The organism is Paenibacillus sp. MB22_1, assembly GCF_047200555.1.
In the GTDB taxonomy this organism is placed as follows: domain Bacteria; phylum Bacillota; class Bacilli; order Paenibacillales; family Paenibacillaceae; genus Fontibacillus; species Fontibacillus phoenicis.
Genome location: NZ_JBLADV010000001.1, coordinates 947,505 through 968,369 on the forward strand (window position 1 = coordinate 947,505; position 20,865 = coordinate 968,369).

At 53.3% G+C, this 20,865-nt stretch carries 22 protein-coding genes; 20 read left to right on the forward strand and 2 right to left on the reverse strand.

Annotation, left to right across the window (positions count from 1 at the left end; translation table 11 throughout):
- Window positions 1-54 precede the first annotated feature (54 nt).
- The 15 genes from nusB to ACL02P_RS04320 all read left to right on the forward strand — a co-directional run bounded on the left by nusB (window position 55) and on the right by ACL02P_RS04320 (window position 14,463).
- Window positions 55-504, forward strand: coding sequence for a transcription antitermination factor NusB (nusB, locus tag ACL02P_RS04250; protein ID WP_009225786.1), 450 nt, complete (start codon window positions 55-57; stop codon window positions 502-504).
- A gap of 42 nt (window positions 505-546) precedes the next feature.
- Window positions 547-1,404 carry a bifunctional methylenetetrahydrofolate dehydrogenase/methenyltetrahydrofolate cyclohydrolase FolD gene (folD, locus tag ACL02P_RS04255; RefSeq protein ID WP_009225787.1) on the forward strand — a complete coding sequence of 286 codons (858 nt, stop codon included), beginning with the start codon at window positions 547-549 and terminating at the stop codon, window positions 1,402-1,404.
- 247 nt (window positions 1,405-1,651) lie between these two features.
- Entirely contained in the window at window positions 1,652-3,034 is a 1,383-nt protein-coding gene (gene xseA / locus ACL02P_RS04260) for an exodeoxyribonuclease VII large subunit (protein WP_412837316.1), read from the forward strand.
- Window positions 3,009-3,290, forward strand: coding sequence for an exodeoxyribonuclease VII small subunit (xseB, locus tag ACL02P_RS04265; RefSeq protein WP_009225790.1), 282 nt, complete (start codon window positions 3,009-3,011; stop codon window positions 3,288-3,290). The genes xseA and xseB overlap by 26 nt, the downstream gene beginning before the upstream one ends.
- A 47-nt stretch (window positions 3,291-3,337) precedes the next feature.
- Window positions 3,338-4,213, forward strand: a complete 876-nt coding sequence (locus ACL02P_RS04270) for a polyprenyl synthetase family protein (protein WP_036645822.1) — start codon at window positions 3,338-3,340, stop codon at window positions 4,211-4,213.
- Between the two features lie 176 nt (window positions 4,214-4,389).
- Window positions 4,390-6,300: a 1-deoxy-D-xylulose-5-phosphate synthase gene (gene dxs / locus ACL02P_RS04275; protein ID WP_009225792.1), complete on the forward strand. Its 1,911-nt coding sequence runs from the start codon at window positions 4,390-4,392 to the stop codon at window positions 6,298-6,300.
- Window positions 6,301-6,312: 12 nt separating this feature from the next.
- The gene (locus tag ACL02P_RS04280) at window positions 6,313-7,176 is read left to right on the forward strand and encodes a TlyA family RNA methyltransferase (protein ID WP_412836865.1); all 864 of its coding nucleotides are present in this window, start codon (window positions 6,313-6,315) and stop codon (window positions 7,174-7,176) included.
- 156 nt (window positions 7,177-7,332) lie between these two features.
- Window positions 7,333-7,812, forward strand: coding sequence for a hypothetical protein (locus ACL02P_RS04285; protein WP_009225794.1), 480 nt, complete (start codon window positions 7,333-7,335; stop codon window positions 7,810-7,812).
- A gap of 69 nt (window positions 7,813-7,881) precedes the next feature.
- Complete coding sequence (gene ahrC / locus ACL02P_RS04290) at window positions 7,882-8,331, forward strand: transcriptional regulator AhrC/ArgR (RefSeq protein ID WP_009225795.1); 450 nt, start codon at window positions 7,882-7,884, stop codon at window positions 8,329-8,331.
- 30 nt (window positions 8,332-8,361) lie between these two features.
- Window positions 8,362-10,101, forward strand: coding sequence for a DNA repair protein RecN (gene recN / locus ACL02P_RS04295; RefSeq protein ID WP_323076786.1), 1,740 nt, complete (start codon window positions 8,362-8,364; stop codon window positions 10,099-10,101).
- 99 nt (window positions 10,102-10,200) lie between these two features.
- The gene (gene spoIVB, locus ACL02P_RS04300) at window positions 10,201-11,532 is read left to right on the forward strand and encodes a SpoIVB peptidase (protein ID WP_412836866.1); all 1,332 of its coding nucleotides are present in this window, start codon (window positions 10,201-10,203) and stop codon (window positions 11,530-11,532) included.
- A 380-nt stretch (window positions 11,533-11,912) separates the two neighbouring features.
- Window positions 11,913-12,716, forward strand: coding sequence for a sporulation transcription factor Spo0A (gene spo0A / locus ACL02P_RS04305; RefSeq protein WP_009225798.1), 804 nt, complete (start codon window positions 11,913-11,915; stop codon window positions 12,714-12,716).
- A gap of 241 nt (window positions 12,717-12,957) precedes the next feature.
- The gene (locus tag ACL02P_RS04310; RefSeq protein ID WP_009225799.1) at window positions 12,958-13,266 is read left to right on the forward strand and encodes an ArsR/SmtB family transcription factor; all 309 of its coding nucleotides are present in this window, start codon (window positions 12,958-12,960) and stop codon (window positions 13,264-13,266) included.
- 11 nt (window positions 13,267-13,277) lie between these two features.
- On the forward strand, window positions 13,278-14,225 hold the full coding sequence (locus ACL02P_RS04315; RefSeq protein WP_260070646.1) for a cation diffusion facilitator family transporter: 948 nt from the start codon (window positions 13,278-13,280) through the stop codon (window positions 14,223-14,225).
- 28 nt (window positions 14,226-14,253) lie between these two features.
- Window positions 14,254-14,463 carry a hypothetical protein gene (locus ACL02P_RS04320; protein WP_009225801.1) on the forward strand — a complete coding sequence of 70 codons (210 nt, stop codon included), beginning with the start codon at window positions 14,254-14,256 and terminating at the stop codon, window positions 14,461-14,463.
- Window positions 14,464-14,524: 61 nt separating this feature from the next.
- Here the strand turns inward: ACL02P_RS04320 and ACL02P_RS04325 are convergent, their stop codons facing one another.
- Entirely contained in the window at window positions 14,525-14,851 is a 327-nt protein-coding gene (locus ACL02P_RS04325) for a DUF2627 domain-containing protein (protein ID WP_009225802.1), read from the reverse strand.
- 162 nt (window positions 14,852-15,013) lie between these two features.
- Here ACL02P_RS04325 and lpdA point away from each other — a divergent pair, with 162 nt between their 5' ends.
- The 5 genes from lpdA (at window position 15,014) to lipB (ending at window position 20,710) form a co-directional block, all read left to right on the forward strand.
- A complete protein-coding gene (lpdA, locus tag ACL02P_RS04330) occupies window positions 15,014-16,435 on the forward strand; it encodes a dihydrolipoyl dehydrogenase (protein ID WP_412836867.1) in 1,422 nt (473 codons plus the stop codon).
- A 127-nt stretch (window positions 16,436-16,562) separates the two neighbouring features.
- Window positions 16,563-17,588 carry a thiamine pyrophosphate-dependent dehydrogenase E1 component subunit alpha gene (locus ACL02P_RS04335; protein ID WP_412836868.1) on the forward strand — a complete coding sequence of 342 codons (1,026 nt, stop codon included), beginning with the start codon at window positions 16,563-16,565 and terminating at the stop codon, window positions 17,586-17,588.
- A 2-nt stretch (window positions 17,589-17,590) separates the two neighbouring features.
- Entirely contained in the window at window positions 17,591-18,577 is a 987-nt protein-coding gene (locus ACL02P_RS04340) for an alpha-ketoacid dehydrogenase subunit beta (RefSeq protein ID WP_260070648.1), read from the forward strand.
- Window positions 18,578-18,595: 18 nt separating this feature from the next.
- Window positions 18,596-19,993, forward strand: coding sequence for a dihydrolipoamide acetyltransferase family protein (locus ACL02P_RS04345; RefSeq protein WP_412836869.1), 1,398 nt, complete (start codon window positions 18,596-18,598; stop codon window positions 19,991-19,993).
- A gap of 30 nt (window positions 19,994-20,023) precedes the next feature.
- Window positions 20,024-20,710, forward strand: coding sequence for a lipoyl(octanoyl) transferase LipB (lipB, locus tag ACL02P_RS04350; protein ID WP_260070649.1), 687 nt, complete (start codon window positions 20,024-20,026; stop codon window positions 20,708-20,710).
- A gap of 21 nt (window positions 20,711-20,731) precedes the next feature.
- Here lipB and prli42 read toward each other — a convergent pair whose 3' ends face one another.
- On the reverse strand, window positions 20,732-20,830 hold the full coding sequence (gene prli42 / locus ACL02P_RS04355; RefSeq protein WP_085982549.1) for a stressosome-associated protein Prli42: 99 nt from the start codon (window positions 20,828-20,830) through the stop codon (window positions 20,732-20,734).
- Window positions 20,831-20,865 lie beyond the last annotated feature (35 nt).

Below are 20,865 nucleotides of genomic sequence, written 5' to 3' on the forward strand. Positions count from 1 at the left end.
AAAGGTAAGCCATGATGGAAGAGTAAAGCGTAGAAATTGGTTAGGAGGAAGCAGATGAAACGGCGTTTGGCGAGAGAGATTGCGGTGCAGAGCATGTACCAGATGGAAATGAACGAGGTGGACGCGAACGAAGCGGTAACGATGCTGCTGACGGAAGCGATGGAAGAGAACGAAGGTGAGGTCGAGCTGTCGGATGTAGATGCGACACGGGCTTTCGCGCTGGAGCTGGTCAACGGCACCTGGAGCCGGAAGGATGCGATCGATAGCTTGCTGGAGGATTATTTGAAGGGATGGCAAATCAGCCGCTTGTCCAAGGTGGACCGGCAGGTGTTGCGTCTGGCAACTTATGAAATGATCTTCCGCGATGACGTGCCGGGGAAAGTCGCTGTAAATGAAGCGATCGAGCTGGCCAAGCATTTTGGATCCCCGGAATCCGGCAAATTCGTCAACGGCGTACTTGGGAAGATGATTCAAGACATCGATCAATTGAAGAACAAACGATAATTCCATTTTCAATTTTAATTTAAGGAAGAGGAGCGGACGAGCATGACAGCACCAATCATTAACGGTAAACAAATTTCGGAGGATATCCGCAAGGATTTGCGCGCAGAGGTAGAACAGCTGGCGAAGCAAGGCTTTACGCCGGGACTGGCGGTCGTGCTCGTCGGGGAAGATCCGGCTTCGCAGGTATATGTGCGGAACAAGGAGAAAGCCTGCCATGAGCTGGGCTACTATTCGGAGGTTCATCGCCTCCCGGCGGAAACGCCGCAAGAGGACCTGCTCGCTTTGGTGGACAAGCTGAACCATCAGGCGAATATCCATGGGATTCTGGTGCAACTGCCGTTGCCCAAGCATATTGATGAGAAAGCGGTCATCGATGCCATTTCGCCGGAGAAAGACGTTGACGGATTCCATCCGATGAATGTCGGGAATCTGATGATCGGCGACGACAGCTTGCTGCCGTGTACGCCGGCGGGGGTGATTGAACTCATCAAACGCACAGGCGTGGAGATCGCCGGGAAGCATGCGGTTGTCATTGGCCGCAGCAACATCGTCGGCAAGCCGGTTTCCTTGCTCCTGCAACGGGAGAACGCCACAGTAACGATGTGTCATTCGCGTACGGCGAACATGAAAGAGTTGACTCGCCTCGCGGATATTCTTGTGGTTGCAATCGGGCGCGCGAACTTTGTGGATGCTTCTTACGTGAAGCCAGGCGCCGTGGTCATTGATGTCGGGATGAACCGACTGGTAAACGGCAAGCTGGCCGGGGACGTGGATTTTGAGAACGTTAAAGAGATTTCCGGACCGATCACACCCGTACCTGGCGGCGTTGGCCCGATGACGATTACGATGCTGATGCAAAATACGCTGATTGCAGCCAAACGCCTGCAAGGGCTGGCTTAAGCTAAAGTTGTCGAATAACTGGGTTCAAATAAGGGAACAAAACGTTCTTATTTCGCTCTGATGATGGCATTTTGGGAAAATAGAGGACTTTTTTGGCCTTATTGCTGGGCGATAGGTGGAAAACCCCGCATATAGGGGCAACAGCGATAAAATAACGGAAAAAAGTTCCCTTATCTTCATCAGCAGCGACAACGAGAAGCAAATAAGGGTATACATTGCCCTTATTCTCGGAAAGGAGGCGGCACCTTTGGATCAGCAACGGATTTTGACGGTCAAGGAATTAAACCGCTACATCCGGATGAAGCTGGAATCGGATCAGGTGCTCACCGACGTCTGGATTCGCGGTGAAATTTCCAATTTCACGCATCATTCCAGCGGGCATATGTATTTCACGCTGAAGGATGCGGACAGCCGGATCAAAAGCATTATGTTCGCATCGTATAACCAGCGGCTGCCGTTCCGACCTAAAGAAGGCACGCGCGTGATTGCACGCGGTAATGTTTCCGTCTACGAGCGGGATGGCCAGTATCAATTCTACGTGACGCATATGCAGCCGGACGGCGTAGGCAGCCTGTATCTGGCCTTTGAGCAGCTGAAGCAGAAGCTCGAAGCGGAGGGCTTGTTCGCGCCGGGACGCAAACGGCCGTTGCCGCGGTTCCCGAAGACGATCGGCGTGGTGACCTCGCCAACCGGAGCGGCGGTCCGCGACATCTTAACGACGCTGGGGCGGCGTTATCCGCAGGCAGCAGTGATCCTGTACCCCGTGCTTGTCCAGGGCAAGGGGGCAGCGCCGTCGATCGTGAAAGCGATCCGAACGCTGAACGCGATGGGCGAGGCCGACGTGCTCATCGTCGGCCGCGGCGGCGGCTCGCTCGAGGAGCTGTGGGCGTTCAACGAGGAGCAGGTCGCGCGGGCGATCTATGAATCGGCGATTCCCGTCATCTCGGCCGTGGGCCATGAGACGGACTTCACTATCGCCGATTTCGTCGCCGACCTGCGAGCTGCCACGCCCACAGCGGCCGCCGAGCTGGCCGTGCCGCACACGGCCGAGCTGCGCGCGCTCTTGCGCCAGCGAGAACAGGTGCTGCAGCAGAGCTTGCAGCACCGCCTGCAGCAGGCGCGCGAACGGCTGCGCCGGCTGCAACGCTCGCCGGCGCTGACGCAGCCGCGGCGCAGCCTGCTCCAGCACGCGGAGCGGCTGGACCGGCTGTCCTCGCGGCTGACGGGCAACATGCAGACGCGCCTGCAATTGGCCGGCGCGGCGCAAGACCGCCTGCACCAGCGTCTGCTGCGCTTCCATCCACGGGATGCGCTGCAGTTCGCGGGACGCCGGCGGCGGGAGGCGGATCGCCTGCTGCGGCAAGCGATGCAGGGCATCCTGCGGGAGAAGTCCAGCCAGCTGGCCTCGGGCATTCGCCATCTGGATGCGCTAAGCCCGCTTAAAGTCATGGCGCGGGGCTATAGCCTCGTCTACGATGAACGAGGAGAACGGATCATCAAGTCGTTATCGGACGTCGAACTGGGCGACCGGATAACGGTGAAGGTGACGGACGGAGAACTAGATTGTCAAGTTTGGGGCATGAGGCCGGAAGGAGCGGGGGAAGATGAAGGAACAGGAAACCAAGCTTAATGCAGAGGCGCAGCAAGCGGAACTAAATTTCGAAGATGCGATGAACCAGCTGGAGGACATCGTGTCTCAGCTGGAACGCGGAGACGTGCCGTTGGAGAAAGCGATTGATCTGTTTCAGCAGGGCATGCGGCTCTCGCAAATCTGCGGTCAAAAGCTGGCACAGGTGGAACGTAAGATCGAAATGATTGTTGAAGAAGACGGGGCGGTAGAGAAGCAGCCGTTTCAGCCGCCGTTAAGCGATAGTTTGGACTTCTGAGGAGAGCGGTGATCTTGTTGCAGCAGCAATTATCGATAGAGGCATACATGAAGGAGATTGCTGAAGCCGTGTCCACACGCTTGTCCTCCAGCCTTCCGGCGGCATGGCAGGTGCCGGAAACGCTAAGCCGGGCGATGGATTATTCGCTGATGGCGGGTGGGAAACGGCTTCGGCCGCTGCTCGTCGTGGCTGCGGCGGAGGCGCTCGGCGGCAGCCGGGATGCGGCAATGCCCGTCGCCTGCGCCGTGGAAATGGTACATACGTACTCGCTGATCCATGACGATCTCCCGGCCTTGGACAACGATGACTTCCGTCGCGGGAAACCAACGAATCATAAAGTGTTTGGAGAAGCGATGGCCATCTTGGCCGGGGATGGGCTGTTGACGCATGCTTTTTACAGCGTGGTTCAAGCGAGCCGCAAGCAAGGGGTGCCGGCCGAGGCTTCCTTAGCGATCGTGGAGGAATTGTCGCGGTTTGCCGGGCCGGGCGGCATGGTGGGCGGCCAGGTGGCCGACATGCAAGGCGAGCAGGGAGTGACCGATCTCGACCAGCTGCGCTACATTCATGAGCACAAAACCGGAGATCTGATCGTATTTTCGGTCAGAGCGGGCGGACATATCGCTTCGGGAAATGCAGAGCAGCTTGAGGCTTTGGAGCGGTACGGACGGGCGCTGGGGCATGCGTTTCAAATTCAGGACGACATCCTGGATCTGATCGGGGATGAAAGCAAGCTCGGCAAAAAAACGCAAAGCGATGTCATCCAACAGAAGGTGACTTATCCTTACTTTATCGGCATCGAGGCTTCCCGGGCGGAAGTCGAACGGCTGACGAGTGAGGCGAAGCAGGCGTTACAAAACGGAGCGATTCCGAACCCGCAGCGGCTGCTGGAAATTGCCGATCTGCTGCTTCGCCGCGATCACTAGTCACTTTCCCATCGAAGGCGTTGGTCGAAATCAGGGAAAAATGACTTACCTATCCGCCGCAAGTGATTTCGACATCATGATGACATATGGTATAATGAAGGCTATTATCAACATGTGCAAGAAAAGGCCGGACTTAGATGCCGGCTTTTTGAACCATACATTTAGGAAAGCGGGGAATGGCTGTGCTGCTTTCGCAAATACATGAGCCTGCCGATCTGAAAAACTTGTCCCTGGAGCAATTGACGCCGCTCGCTGAGGAAATCCGCCAGTTCTTGATCGAGAAGCTGTCGGTTACCGGCGGGCATTTGGCTTCGAATTTGGGCGTGGTGGAATTGACGATCGCCCTGCACTATTGCTACAACAGTCCGCAGGATAAACTCATCTTTGACGTAGGACACCAAGCCTATGTACATAAAATACTAACCGGGCGGAAGGACCAGTTCGACACGCTTCGTAAACATCATGGATTATGCGGGTTTGTCAAACGGAGCGAGAGCGTGCATGACGTGTGGGAAGCAGGGCACAGCAGCACCTCCCTCTCAGCGGCTATGGGGATGGCGCTGGCCCGGGATATGAAGGGCGAATCGAACCGCGTGATTGCGATCATCGGGGACGGTGCGTTAACCGGCGGGATGGCGTTTGAAGCGCTGAACCATATCGGCCATGAGAAGAAAGATTTGATGGTGGTCTTGAACGACAATGAGATGTCGATCGCGCCAAATGTCGGAGCTTTGCATAACTACTTGACCAAAATCCGCTCAGACCGCAATTACCTGCGGGCCAAAGACGAAGTGGAGCAACTGCTGAAGAAAATCCCGGCCATTGGCGGCAAAGTCGCCAAAACCGTGGAGCGGGTGAAGGACAGCCTGAAGTATTTGATGGTATCCGGCGTCTTATTTGAAGAGCTCGGATTCAAATACCTGGGACCGGTTGACGGCCATGACTTGCCGGGCCTTATCGATGCCTTCAAGCAGGCCAATAACGTCAGCGGACCAGTTTTGGTGCACGTTCTGACCACCAAGGGCAAAGGCTATACCCCGGCAGAACAGGATTCGCATAAATGGCATGGCATCACGCCGTACAAAATCGAATCCGGCCAAGTGCTGAAGGCTGTTGGGAATCCGATGTACACGGAGGTGTTCGGACAGACCTTGATCGAGCTGGCCGAACAGGACGAACGGATTGTGGCGGTGACTCCGGCGATGCCGGGCGGTTCCGGATTGGTGAAATTCGGCGAACGTTTTCCTGGACGCATGATTGACGTCGGTATCGCCGAGCAGCATGCCGCGACGATGTGCGCCGCCATGGCGATGGAAGGCTTGAAGCCGGTCTATGCGGTGTATTCCACGTTCATGCAGCGGGCTTACGACCAGATCGTGCATGATATTTGCCGCCAGAACGCCAACGTGATGTTCGCTATCGACCGGGCTGGATTCGTAGGAGCGGACGGGGAGACCCACCAAGGGGTTTACGATATCGCTTTTATGCGTCATATTCCAAATATCGTATTAATGATGCCGAAGGATGAAAATGAATTGCGCCACATGATGAAGACGGCGCTGGAATATAACGACGGGCCGATTGCTTACCGCTATCCGCGGATCAACGTACCGGGGGTTCCGCTGGACAAAGAGCTGGTGCCCATTCCGATCGGAACGTGGGAGCTGCTGCGGGAAGGCGACAACCTGACGATCGTTGCGGTTGGCCCGATGGTGCAGGTTGCCGAAGAAGCGGCGGAAAGGCTGAAGCGGGAAGGCGTGTCCGCTGCGGTGGTGAACGCCAGATTCTTAAAACCGCTGGACGGAGAGATGCTGGTTCAACTCGCGCAAAGCAGCGGGACCATGATCGTGCTGGAGGAAGCTTCGCAGGCGGGAAGCTTGGGTAGTGCGATCTTGGAGTTCTATGCAGAGCAAGGAATCACGGGTCTGGACATCCGATTGATGGGCGTGCCCGACCGGTTTATCGAGCACGGCAGCATCAAGGAGCAATTGGAAGAAGTCGGCTTGACCGCCGAGAACGTCGTTCGTGAGGTACACAAACTACGGAGCGAACCACATTTAACGCTAGGCAAGAAAGTAAATTATTGACGGGAGATTGGCATGTCGGTTTCCAAGGAACGCGTAGACGTCCTGCTCGTCGAGCAGGGGTATTTTGACAGCAGAGAAAAGGCGAAAGCCGCGATCATGGCCGGACTGGTGTTTGGCGGACAGGAACGGATCGAGAAGGCGGGGACGAAGATTCCCCGGGATACCGTGTTGTCGGTCAAGGGAGCGATCCATCCTTATGTCAGCCGGGGCGGACTTAAGCTGGAAAAAGCGATCAAGCAGTTTAACCTGGATCTGACCGGTCGTACGATGCTAGATATCGGATCTTCGACCGGCGGATTTACGGATTGCGCCTTACAGCATGGTGCTGAGTATGTATACGCGATTGACGTCGGATACAATCAGCTGGATTGGTCGCTACGCAACGATCCGCGGGTGAACGTCAAGGAACGCACCAACTTCCGTTATATGACGCCGCAGGATTTGGACGGTCCTCCGCCGGATTTTGCCAGTATCGACGTTTCCTTCATTTCGCTAAAAATCATTTTGCCGCCGCTTCTTGCGTTGTTGAAACGGCCGGCGGACATCGCTGCGCTCATTAAGCCGCAGTTTGAGGCTGGTCGTGAAAAGGTTGGTAAATCGGGGGTCGTCCGCGATCCCAAAGTACACCAGGAAGTGTTGGATACCGTGCTGAGCTTTGCGGTGGAGCAAGGCTATGAGGTGGCCGGGTTGACCTTCTCTCCGATTACCGGCGGGGAAGGGAACATCGAATTTTTAGCTCATCTCAGATTGGAAGAAGAAGCTGCGGCTGGTACGGCAGAGGAGCAGGATGTGGATCAGCTTACACGGATCCGCGAGCTGGCGGCCAGCGTCGTTCATGAAGCATCAAACACCTTTACAGGAGGCCCATCCAAGTGATGGGTCTTTTTTCATTGCAGCATCTTGCAAATCGAACGCTTGTTCCCTATAATGGAATCAAAACCTTGATGTTGTCCTCATTCCCTTCTAAATTTTGTGCTTCTCTAGACAGGAGCTAATCGCGGAAGCGTCGAAATAAGGGATGAGGTGATATCGGTGGGAGCTTATTCGGACGGTCTTCTGATGGTAGTGATCGCGGGAATCGGCGTGTATTTGCTATACCGCGGTTTTCGTTCCTGGGTCCGCAAGCCGTTTTCTTTACGATCCGGCATCGGATTTGAGATGAATGAGGAGATTATAGAGCACCCTGCGGTGGACATGCTGGAAGAAGCAGGGTACGAAGTCGTCAGCGATAAACTGAAAGTTCCGCTCACCTTCCGTGTGGACGGAGAACTTCTGCACAGCCGTCTCTTTATTGACTATATTGCAGTCAAGAATGGGGAATTCTATCTTGTTAGAACTGCGCGGGAACGCCGCCCGGTGGAATGGACGGGTAGCGGTTTGCGCCGGGACCTGTTGCCGTTCCTGCTGTTATATCCGGAATGCGCTGGCGTGTTATACGTAGATCCGGAGCAACGGGAACTGAAGGTCATATCCCTAACGACGGACGATAATGAAGAAGATGAATCCGCCTAAACCGATAAATACTGATAAATACGACTAAATACGACTAAATACGACCATATAAGGCTAATGGAGGGCAGAATGAAGGGGCATAGACATATCAAGATAAGGGAAATCATTTCGGCCAGGGAAATCGAAACCCAGGATGAGCTGGTAGAAGCATTACGCGAGGCGGGGTATCAAGTCACTCAAGCGACGGTCTCCCGCGACATTAAGGAATTAATGCTGATTAAGGTGCCTACGGACGACGGCAGGTACAAGTACTCCATGCCGACGGCTCAGCGTTATAATCCGGTGCAGAAGCTGCAACGGGCGCTGGTCGACAGTTTCGTGCATATCGACTATACCGGCAATTTGGTTGTCATGAAGTGTCTTCCGGGGACCGCGAATTCGGTAGCCGTGCTGCTGGACAATATGGAATGGCCGGATCTGCTTGGCACAATTTGCGGTGACGACACGATCTTACTGATTTGCCGCAACGAGGACTATAGCCGGTATCTGATTGATCAGATCATGGGATACATATCTTAATTGAGTTGGGAGTAGGGGAGGATTGCCCGGATGTTGGTTCATTTATCCATTCGTAATCTGGCAGTGGTTGAAGCGGTCGATGTATCGTTTGGTTCCGGCTTTCATGTCCTGACAGGGGAGACCGGGGCGGGCAAATCAATCATCATTGATGCCCTGAGCTTGATTGCCGGCGGCAGGGGGTCAGCCGATTTAATCCGTTATGGTTGTGATAAAGCCGAGATGGAGGCTTCCTTCGATCTGCCAGCAGGACATCCGGTTTGGACAACCCTGGAAGGATTCGGCATCGCGGGAGATCCCGGAGAGCTTCTGATTATTCGCCGGGAAATCAGTGTCCAAGGCAAGAGCTCAGCCCGCATTAACGGACAGCTCGTGAATTTATCCATGCTGCGTGAGGTTGGGGAGAAGCTGATTAACCTGCATGGCCAACATGAGCACCAAACCCTGCTTCGACCGGAACGCCATTTAGAGTTGCTGGACGCCTACGGGGCAGAGGCGGTTGATCCGGTGAAGGCGGCTTACCAAGCGACCTACGCCGAATTCGTACGGATCGACAAGGAATATCACGAGCTGCGCAATACAAGCCAACAGGCGCTGCAAATGCTTGATTTATACCGTTTTCAGCTGAGTGAAATTTCTGCAGCCGAGTTAAAACCGGGTGAAGATGAATTACTCGCGGAGGAAAAGGTCAAGCTATCCCATAGCGAGAAAATGATGGAGTCCATTTCGAAAGCCTATGATTTGCTGTATGGCCCTCAGGGACTGGATGCGATTGCGAAGGCTGTCTCGAAGCTAAGTGAAGTATCCGCATATGACAGCAAAGGAATATCTCCGCTCCTGGAGCAGCTTCAATCCGCTTATTATCAACTGGAGGATGCGTCCTTTAGCCTGCGGAACTATCGCGAACGGATCGAGTTTAATCCTGAACGGCTGGAAGAAGTCGAGGAACGCCTGGACCTGATCTCGACGCTCCGCCGTAAATACGGTGATGACATTCAAGGGATCCTTGCGTATTATGAGAAGATTCGCCAGGAAGTGGATGCCTTGGAGAATAAGGATGAACGCCTGGAGCAGCTGCAGGTGCAACGGGAGAAATTAACCGAGCGGCTGATGAAGCAGGCTTTTGAGTTAAGTGCTGTACGGCAGCAGAAGGCTGTTGAGCTCGCCGCTCAGATCGAGACGGAGCTAAAGGACCTGCAAATGGGTCGAACCTCCCTCGAAGTCAAGTTAAGCCTCATAGAGGATGCCAACGGATTGGAATGGGAAGGAAAGAAGATCCGTCCCGGCAAACACGGTATCGACAATGCTGAATTCCTCATTTCGCCAAATCCCGGAGAACCGCTCCGACCGCTTAGCAAGATCGCATCCGGCGGTGAGCTGTCCCGCATAATGCTGGCACTAAAGAGCATATTTGCCCGGCATGAACAGGTTCCTGTACTGATTTTCGACGAAGTTGATACTGGCGTCAGCGGACGAGCGGCTCAGTCGATTGCCGATAAGTTGTCGCGATTGTCTGCGATGTGCCAAGTCTTCGCCATCACTCATCTGCCGCAAGTGGCTTGCATGGCGGATCGGCAGTACCTCATCGAGAAAGTCGTTGAAGACGGCCGCACCATGACACGCGTTGCTTCCTTAGATGAAGCGGGACGGGTAAATGAACTGGCCCGCATGCTCGGCGGGGTAGAAATCACGGAAAAGACCCAGCATCATGCCCAAGAAATGCTGAAGCTGGCGCAGGCACAAAAGGATGTTTTACTAAGTCTGGCACAATGATTGACAGTAATAAAACACCTGACCCGGGGTATCTTATAGGTACGCAATTGGCGACCACCGTTTCGTCAAGCGAAAGAAGCTAAGGGAGCGTGACAGCCATTGAACCCGAACCTCAGGAATCGAATGCTCGGTCTTTTTCTTGCCTTCTTCTTTTGTTTTCTCGGCACGTCTGCCGCTGAAGGGCGGCTTCCCGTACTGCCGGACGAGTTACGCCTGTTTCAGGGTCAGGGAACACAAATTTCATTTGCTTTGCCCGTACAGGCTGAAGTCAGTGTGGATCGGCCTGATGTAGTGATGGTCAACGGGCAGGCGAACCCATCCATGAAAGTATCATTAGGACATCCGCTCAAGCTTTCGTCGCTTCGGAGTGGAGAAGCCAACCTCCGCATGAAATTATTCGGTCAAATTCCTCTAAAGACCGTCAAGGTCAATGTCATTCCGGACCTTAAAGTGATTCCCGGCGGACAAACCATCGGTGTCAAGGTGAAATCCGCCGGGATCTTAGTGGTCGGGCATCATCAAGTTGTAACAGATACCAGCAAAGTTTCACCCGGCGAAGCGGCCGGAATTCAAGCCGGTGATTTGATCACCCACATTAACGGAATGAAGCTCCACGATGTCCGCGAAGTAGCTGAAATTGCCGCCGAAGCGGGCAAACATCAACGGCCCCTTAAGATCACCTATATGCGGAACGATAGGGAACTCACAACGTCCTTAAAGCCGGCATATGATCAGCAGGATCGGGCTTGGAGACTCGGTTTGTATATCCGTGATTCTGCTGCAGGGGTAGGGACCTTGACGTTTTATGCCCCGGATCACGGCGTTTATGGAGCCCTCGGCCACATCATTACCGATATGAATACCCAAACGCCGATCGTCGTCGGCAGCGGGCAAATCCTGCAATCCAGCGTCACATCCATCTCCAAGAGCGAGAGCGGTGAACCCGGGGAGAAGCGTGCTCACTTTCTAAAAGAAGGGAAAACCCTAGGCAATATCGAACGCAATACGAATTTTGGGATCTTCGGGAAGATGTCGCAAAACCCGGAGCATAGCCTCTATGAGAAACCGATTCCCGTCGCTTTTGCAGAAGAAGTGAAGGAAGGACAGGCAGAAATTCTGACCGTTGTCGAAGGTCAACGCATAGAGCGGTTTAAAGTCGAGATCGTCCATGTTTCCAAGCAAAGTGTACCGGAAACCAAAGGATTAGTTATCCGCATTACCGACCCGCGTCTCGTGGAGAAGACCGGCGGCATCGTTCAAGGCATGAGCGGTAGTCCGATTCTTCAGAACGGCAAGCTCATCGGCGCTGTGACTCATGTATTCGTCAACGACCCGAAATCAGGATATGGTTGCTTTATCGAATGGATGCTGCAGGATGCGGGTATTTTACAAAGCCCCAAAGACACGATGCAAAATCTTAAGGCGAGCTAAACGCTGCCTTAAGATTTTTTTAGATATCAGAAAGTATAAACTACGGGGATTGGCATCCTGATATCGCAAGAAAAACTTCGGCTAAACGCGGTCTGTCTACATTGAATGTACGTCGATTGACGTTTTTCTTATCTTGAGGAAGTGAAACTCCTCAAGCAAAGGTCGACAAACCCGGCTTGGAATCTGTATGCATTTGTCGAATGAATCCGAACGAGATCGTTTTATGTAAATAAATAATTTATTATATATCAATCATGCAAAAAAATAAATAAAAATAATTTTCGACAGAAGGAATTTACTTTTGCATGTCGAATCCTTATTCTGGTAAGAAGAGAAGCAATGAATAAACCTATCCAATTACCTGAAGGAGGAAGTAGGCAGTGCAGAAAATCGAAGTGTTGTTGGCAGATGATAATCGTGAATTTACGAATTTGCTCGCGGAATACATTTCGGAGCAAGACGATATGGTCGTCTCAGGAATCGCCTATAACGGGGAAGAAGTACTGGAGATGATTGATCAAGCAGCAAGAGTTCCCGATGTGTTGATCCTGGACATTATTATGCCCCATCTGGACGGACTCGGTGTGCTTGAGCGCATTCGCGACCTCAACCTGACCCCTCAGCCTAAAATCATCATGCTGACCGCCTTTGGTCAAGAGAACATCACGCAGCGTGCCGTTCAGCTTGGAGCTTCTTACTACATCTTGAAACCCTTTGACATGGAAGTGTTGGCGAACCGCATCCGTCAGCTCGTGGGTGTCCAAACCTTAAGCAACAGTGCACCTTCTACTTCGTTTGCCAAATCGAATGTGGTGCCTCTGGGCAAAGGGAAGAACCTCGATGCGAACATCACATCGATCATACATGAAATCGGAGTTCCGGCGCATATTAAAGGATATCAATATCTGCGCGAAGCGATCACGATGGTGTACAACAACATCGAAATCTTAGGCGCCATTACGAAAACACTGTATCCGGCGATCGCGGAGAAATTCAAAACGACGCCATCCCGCGTAGAGCGTGCGATTCGTCATGCGATTGAAGTCGCTTGGACCCGAGGCAACATCGATTCCATTAGCCATCTTTTTGGTTATACGATCAATATCTCCAAATCCAAACCGACCAATAGTGAGTTCATCGCCATGGTAGCGGATAAACTGCGGATCGAGCATAAGGTGTCTTGAAAGTCTGAGGACACGAATGGTGATAACGACGGGAGAAATTAAGCCGTTGGTCGTTCACTTATGCAGTGATCCAAAAGGGTTAAATGAAGGGCGGTCCCTCTCGGTGTATGCCGGGATGCGGCCGTTTTTTATTTTGCCTGAGATGGTATCTGCACTTGCCGATTGACAATAAAGTCCCTTTAGGATTATCCTGTATATGAGCATATGTTCATATACTGTTATTCGAGAGGGGAACGACCAGGTGGAAAAAAAGTTACACATCGATCTGAGCCCGGATACACTGGAGAAGGTTTCTACGATTTTTAAAGCATTGTCCGATCCGACCCGAATCAAACTTCTTCATTTGCTGTCGGAAGAAGAATGTTCCGTGACGCATATGTCGGAAGTGTTGAATTTATCGCAGTCGGCGGTTTCCCACCAACTGAGTCTGCTGCGAAATTTGCGGCTGGTGAAGTTCCGTCGGGAGGCCAATACGGTGTACTACAGCTGTGACGACGAGCATGTGATTTCGCTCTTGAAACAGGCGATTCAACACGCTTGTTGCGAATAGGAGGAAGATCCATGGGACATCATCACGCTCACCATCACCACGATCATGACCATAGCCATGCCGGCCATTTCCACGATCATCATGCGGCACGTTCGGGGAATAAGAAGGGGCTGTGGATCGCTCTACTCATTACGGCTTCGATCGCCGTTCTTGAATTTTGCGGCGGTTTGATTACAGACAGCCTCGCTTTATTGTCCGATTCCGGTCATATGCTAAGTGACGCCAGCTCGCTGCTGCTCAGCCTGATTGCCTTTTGGTTTGCCGCTCGCCCCGCCTCAAAGCGGAATACGTACGGGTACCACCGTATGGAGATCCTGGCCGCGTTGCTCAATGGGGCAGCCTTGTTCGTGATCGCCGGGTTTATCTTTTGGGAAGCCTACGGGCGTTTGCTTGATCCGCCGACCGTGTCCAGTAATACGATGATCGTGATTGCGGTGATCGGTTTGTTTGCGAATTTAGCAAGCGCGGCGGTATTGCTGAAGAAAGGCGACGTCACAGGCAACTTAAACCTGAAAAGCGCCTACCTGCATGTGCTTGGAGACGCTTTGGGGTCGATTGGCGCTATTTTCGCGGGGATATTGATGTCGTTGTTTGGTTGGTATATTTTCGACCCGATCATCAGTGTTCTCGTCGCTCTGTTGATCCTGCGCGGAGCCTGGGGCGTCATCACCCAATCGGTGCACATTTTGATGGAGGGCTCGCCGGCGTCGATCGATCAAAGTCAGGTGAAGCAGTGTCTCGAAGGGATTTCGGGGGTTGTTGAAGTCCATGATTTGCATATTTGGACCATTACTTCGGGGATGGATGCGTTAAGCTGTCATTTGACGATTGAGGATGGCAGCCAGAGCCAAATTGTGTTGCAGGAAGCGATTACCGCTTTGGAGAAGACGTTCCACATCGGCCACACCACCATTCAGGTGGAAACCTCGCACATCCGGCACCGGGAGCTTATGGTATAATTCCATCAGAAGAAAGGATGAGCGTCATATGACTAACGATCTTGAGCCGGCGGCTTACCGGGAATTGCTGGAGGGCACGGATTTGGAAGAAGATAAACGGCAGGCCCTTCTGGAGCTAATTCAACGTTATGAACAACTTCGTGCAGAAAACGTCAGATTACGCAAGGCATTGCTTCGCGCGAATTCCCAGCAAAGCTCGCGGATGTCGACCAAACTGAAGGAAGCGTTATACGAATAAGCTAAAAAACCTCTTTACGCCGAGACAAGGCGAAAGAGGTTTTTTCATAAGAACCTTGAGGTTAGTCATGCTGTACCACGGCGGGTTCTGGTTCTTTAACGGCGGCTTTGGCGGCATCGTCCTTTTTGCGAAATCTTGGCCCTACGTAATTCCGCTTGCGGTCCCGGAAGAAGATCCACCCGCCCAAAAATCCGGCGCCGGCTGCAAACAAAACAACGCCTAGCCCGAAGTTTAACCAATCAAACGTGACGCGAGTTAACGAATCGTCGCCGTGTGCTGACATATAATCAAATAAGGTGTCTTTGATTTTTATAAATCCGATCATCGCTGCAATGCCGGGGATCACCAGCAAAATAATCGCGATAAACCGGGACAGCTTGAGCTTCATGAGCTAGATCTTCCTTTCCCTCTCGAAATGGCTATGTATTGTTAAAAATATCATACCTTTTTCCTGAGGGGATGTCTATTTACGGCTTTGATTTGTAATAACGGAAAAACAAGGTAAAATAGGGGAAAGTGACTGAATTGATAGAATGGGTGGAGATCGATTATGGCAATTACTTGTGATGTAGCAGTGTTGGGCGGAGGGACTGGCGGATATATCGCAGCCATTCGCGCCGCGCAACTGGGGAAAGACGTTGTAATTATTGAGCGGGACAAGTTGGGAGGGACCTGTCTGCATCGAGGTTGTATCCCAAGCAAAGCGCTGCTGCGCAGTGCGGAGCTCTACGCGCAAATGAAAGACAGTGCAAGTTACGGCATCGAGACAAGCGGTGTGACGCTCGTATTCCCGAAAGTGCAGGAACGAAAGCAAAGCATCGTGGATCAACTGCATAAAGGGGTTCAATATTTGATGCGTAAACATAAAATCCGTGTGATTGAAGGAAATGGGCGAGTGATCGGGCCGTCGATTTTCTCTCCCAAAAGCGGAGCCGTTGCCGTGGAGCTTCCGGATGGTGAAATGGAGACGGTTGTGCCTACGAACTTGATCATCGCCACAGGCTCACGGCCGCGCATGCTGCCAGGGCTTGAGCCGGACGGGAATTATATTCTTAGCAGCGATGAAGCGCTGCAGCTATCCGAGCTTCCCGGCTCGATGCTGATTGTGGGAGGCGGCGTCATCGGGGTTGAATGGGCGTCGCTACTAAACGATTTTGGCGTGCAGGTGACCGTGGTGGAAGCAGCGGATCAGCTGCTGCCGGCGGAAGACGAGGACGTTGCCCGCGAATTGCAGAAACAGCTGCAACGCCGCGGCATTCAAGTGATCACTGGGGTTTCGGTCGATCCCGGTTCCTTAGAAATCGGCAATAACCGGGTGCAAATCTCCGCAAAACGAGGGGACGAATCGATCCGGCTCGAAGCGGACAAGCTGCTCGTATCCATAGGACGTCAGGCCAACGTGGAGAATATTGGGCTCGAAAATACCGACATCGGGTTAGAACGCGGCTTCATTCGGGTAAATGAATATATGCAAACCACGGAACCGCATATTTACGCCATTGGCGACTGCATCGGCGGGCTTCAGCTCGCACATGCCGCCAGCCATGAGGGGTTAACTGCCGTCCATCATTTAGCCGGGGAGGCTTCGCACGGTTATCAAGAAAGCCATATTCCGCGCTGTGTGTACACCCGCCCCGAGGTTGCTTCGGTTGGAATCACCGCCAAAGAAGCGAAGGCCAAAGGGCTGGAGGTTAAAATCGGCAAGGTTCCGTTCTCGGCGATCGGGAAGGCGCTGGTGCATGGCGAAACCGAAGGATTTGTGAAGATGGTGGCCGATGCCCGCACCAATGATATTCTCGGCATGCAGATGATCGGGCCGCATGTGACGGAGCTGATCAGCCAAGCGGCGCTGGCCCAGGTGCTGGATGCGACGCCTTGGGAAGTTGGACAAGTGACCTTCGCTCATCCGACGCTGGCGGAAATTATCGGGGAAGCGGCACTGGCCGTGGACGGGAACTCCTTAAACGCTTGAGGCAACGGGCGAAAAGATGAATGTTTTCTTTTTCACTGTAAAACGATTATAATAAACTTATTCCAAGTCTTAGTACCTGGTGTTAATATTAAGCTATGTAATGCCCTAATCAAAGGAGGTAACTCCCATGAATGCCAAAAGTGTAGTTCAAACCGAGCCAAAACATAAGCAACTCGGACTAACGGATGCAGAAGTCATTGAGATGTACAGATATATGGTGACCGCACGCAAATTCGACGAGCGCAACCTGTTGCTGCAGCGGGCCGGGAAAATCAATTTCCACGTTTCTGGGATCGGTCAGGAGACCACGCAGGTTGCTGCGGCCTTTGCACTGGATCGCGAGCGCGACTATTTCCTGCCTTACTACCGGGACTACGGCTTTGTGCTGGCCGTTGGCATGTCGCTGACAGAATTGATGCTTTCGGCATTTGCCAAAGCGGGTGACCCGAACAGCGGCGGCCGTCAGATGCCAGGACATTTCGGCAGCAAACGGCTGCGTATCGTGACCGGTTCCAGTCCGGTAACCACTCAAGTTCCCCATGCCGTCGGCGTCGCCTTGGCGGCGAAAATGCAAAAGAAGGACATCGTTTCTTACGTCACGTTTGGCGAAGGCTCCAGCAATCAGGGCGATTTTCACGAAGGTTTAAACTTTGCTGGGGTTCAGAAGCTGCCGGTTATCTTCCTGTGCGAAAATAACCAATATGCCATTTCCGTACCGGTGAAGAAGCAGTTAGGCGGCCGCGTGGTGGATCGGGCTCAAGGCTATGGATTCCCGGGGGTTCGCGTAGATGGCAACGATGCGCTGGAGGTATACCGAGTTGTGAAGGAAGCGCGGGAACGCGCAGTTCGCGGCGAAGGGCCAACGCTGATCGAAGCGATGATGTACCGCCTGTCTCCGCACTCGACGTCGGACAATGATCTGGCGTACCGGACGAAGGAAGAAGTGGAAGAGAATTGGAAAAAAGACGGTATCCCCAAAATGAAGTCGTACCTGATCGAAACCGGCATATGGAGCGAGGAGCAGGACGAAGCGCTGTTGCGGGATATCCAACAACAGCTGAAGGAAGCGGTGGAAGCGGCTGACAACGCGCCGTTCCCGCGGCCGGAAGACACGCTGCTGCATGTATATGCCAGCGAAGGGGAGGAGCAATAATCATGCCGGTGATGGAGTATATCGACGCGATTCGTCTGGCCATGAAGGAAGAAATGGAGCGGGACGAAAGCGTGTTTGTTCTGGGGGAAGACGTCGGCGTCAAGGGCGGCGTGTTCACGACAACGAAAGGGCTGCAGGAGCAGTTCGGTGAAATGCGCGTCATCGATACGCCACTTGCGGAATCGGCGATCGCCGGCGTTGCGATTGGCGCAGCTATGTACGGGATGAAGCCGATCGCAGAAATGCAGTATTCGGACTTTATGCTGCCTGCAACGAACCAGATTATCAACGAAGCGGCGAAAATCCGCTATCGTTCCAACAACGACTGGAACTGCCCGGTTGTAGTCCGCGCTCCAATCGGCGGCGGGATCTTTGGGGGACTTTACCATTCCCAATGTCCGGAATCGATATTCTTTGGAACACCGGGGCTGAAGATCGTTGCGCCTTATTCGGCTTATGACGCCAAGGGCTTGTTGAAAGCAGCGATTCGCGACCCTGATCCGGTGTTGTTCTTTGAGAACAAGAAATGCTACAAGCTGATCAAGGAAGACGTGCCGGAGGACGATTATATCGTCCCTATCGGCAAAGCGAAGGTGCTGCGGGAAGGCGATGACATTACGATCATCGGTTACAGCTTGCCGCTGCATTTTGCCATGCAGGCTGCGGAAGAGCTGGCGGCAGAGAAAGGGATCAGCTCCCACATTCTTGATTTGCGCACGCTGCAGCCTCTGGACCGCGAAGCCATTATTGAAGCGGCCCGCAAGACGGGCAAGGTTCTGATTATCCATGAGGATAATAAAACCGGCGGTATTGGTGCAGAAGTTTCGGCTATTATTTCTGAAGAGTGCCTGTTCGAGTTGGATGCTCCTATTGCAAGACTGTGCGGACCGGACGTTCCGGCGATGCCGATTAGCCCTCCGATGGAGAAGTTCTTTATGCTTAGCAAAGATAAAGTCAAAGAAGCAATGCTTCAATTGGCGCTTTATTGATTGGGAGTGAGGATACTAATGTCATCCATTAAAACATTGATAGACGTGCAATTACCCCAGCTCGCCGAATCGCTCGTCTCGGCTACGATCGGGAAATGGCTGAAGAAGCCGGGGGATCCAGTCGAGCAATATGAGCCGATTCTTGAGGTCATTACGGACAAAGTAAATGCGGAAATCCCTTCGACGGTCGAAGGTGTGATGGGCGAGCTGCTGGCGGAGGAAGGGCAAGAGGTTCAGGTTGGCGCGGTGATCTGCCGGATCGAGACGGCGAATGCGACTGATACGCCAGCAGGCGACCCAGCGGTAAACGAAGCTGCCCGTCCGGCTGCCGGTTCGGCAAGCGCGGGGGAACAGTCCGATCACTCGCAGCGCCACCGGTATTCGCCGGCCGTGCAGACGCTGGCCGCTCAACACGGAATTGATCTACGGCAAATTACGGGTACAGGGCTTGGCGGACGGATTACGCGGAAGGATGTGCTGGCTTACATCGAGCAAGGCGGTCGCGGGGGTGTTGCCACACCCGCAGCACCGGCAACGACGCCAGCAGCAGCACCGTCCGTGCCATCGCAGACAGCGCAAGCAGCGCCTTCGGCTGCGCCGGCGCCGCAACGCGTCATCCCGGCCGTAATCAACGATGCTCCGGGACCGGTACGCCATTCCGGCTTGCACTTGACGGAGAACCCGCCGATCCCAACCATCGAAGTGGAAGGGGGCGACCGTTCCGAGTATTTTATCGACGTAACCCCGATCCGCAACACGATCGCAACCCGGATGCGCCAAAGCGTATCGGAAATTCCGCATGGCTGGATGATGATCGAGGTCGACGTGACCAACCTGGTGCAGCTGCGCAACAAGATCAAGCAGGAATTTATGCAGAAGGAAGGCGTCAACCTGACGTACCTGGCTTTCCTGCTAAAGGCGGTTGTGGGAGCGATCAAGGATTATCCGATCATGAACTCGGTGTGGGCGGTGGACAAGATCATCGTCAAACGCGATATCAACATCTCCTTGGCGGTTGGAACCGAGGATTCGGTGCTGACGCCGGTCATCAAGAAGGCCGATCAGAAAAATATCGCCGGCCTGGCGCGGGAAATCGAGGAGCTGGCAACGAAGGTCCGCTCCGGCAAGCTGAAGCTGGATGATATGCAGGGCGGGACGTTTACGGTGAATAATACCGGTTCCTTTGGTTCGATTTTGACGCAGCCGATTATCAATTATCCGCAAGCCGCGATCCTGACGTTTGAATCGATCGTGAAGCGGCCGGTTGTGATCAACGATATGATCGCCGTCCGTTCGATGGCCAATCTCTGCTTGTCCTTGGACCACCGGATTTTGGACGGAGTGATTTGCGGCCGCTTTATGCAGCGGGTGAAGGAAAATATGGAAAGCTACAATTTGGACACGCAGGTGTATTGAACGTAACGAGAGAATCGAGGCGACAATGCGATGAACGAAGGCTTGACAGTACGCTATTATCCGATGATGGAATATGGGGAAGCCTGGGATTTGCAGAAACGGCTCATTAAAGAGATGGATGCGCAGCAGCAGGGAGAACACCTGCTGCTGTTGCAGCATCCGCCGACCTATACGATTGGCTCCCAGAACCATCCTGAGCATTTGCTTCTTAGCCCTGAGCAGCTGCAGGAGCGGGGCATTGCCGTGTTTGAAATCGATCGCGGGGGAGATATTACATATCATGGCCCCGGGCAGCTTGTTGGCTATCCGCTGCTTCGGTTAGAGGCCGGGCGTGGGCTGGATTTGCATGGTTACCTGCGCCAGCTGGAGCAGGTGATCATCGATTATTTGGCGGAGTTTGGCATCGAAGGCTCACGTAAACCGGAGTACACCGGGGTGTGGGTTGGCGACGTGAAAATTTGCGCGATTGGCGTAAAGTTCAACAAATGCAGGCATCATCGAGGTTTTATTACCAGTCACGGGTTTGCTTTTAATGTGAAGTCCGGCATTCAAGAGGAAGGCTTTCGCGGAATCATTCCTTGCGGGATTCAAGAATACGGGGTGACCTCGTTGGAAGACGTGACCGGCCGCTCATTTACGGTTGAGCAAGTCGCGAAGGAGATCGTACCGAAGTTTAACGCGGTATTTGGGCGTTTGGGGGCTTGGGTCGAGGCCTAATCCGCCCCCAAAGCGGGCTGATTAGCGAATGAAGAAGGGCTCAAGGAAAGCGATCAGCGTTGAAGCCAGCATGGCAAACAACATCAAATATACGACGAATCTCATCCGATTTTTACGCATAGTGGTAACTCCTTTGACTTAAACGTATATTATTC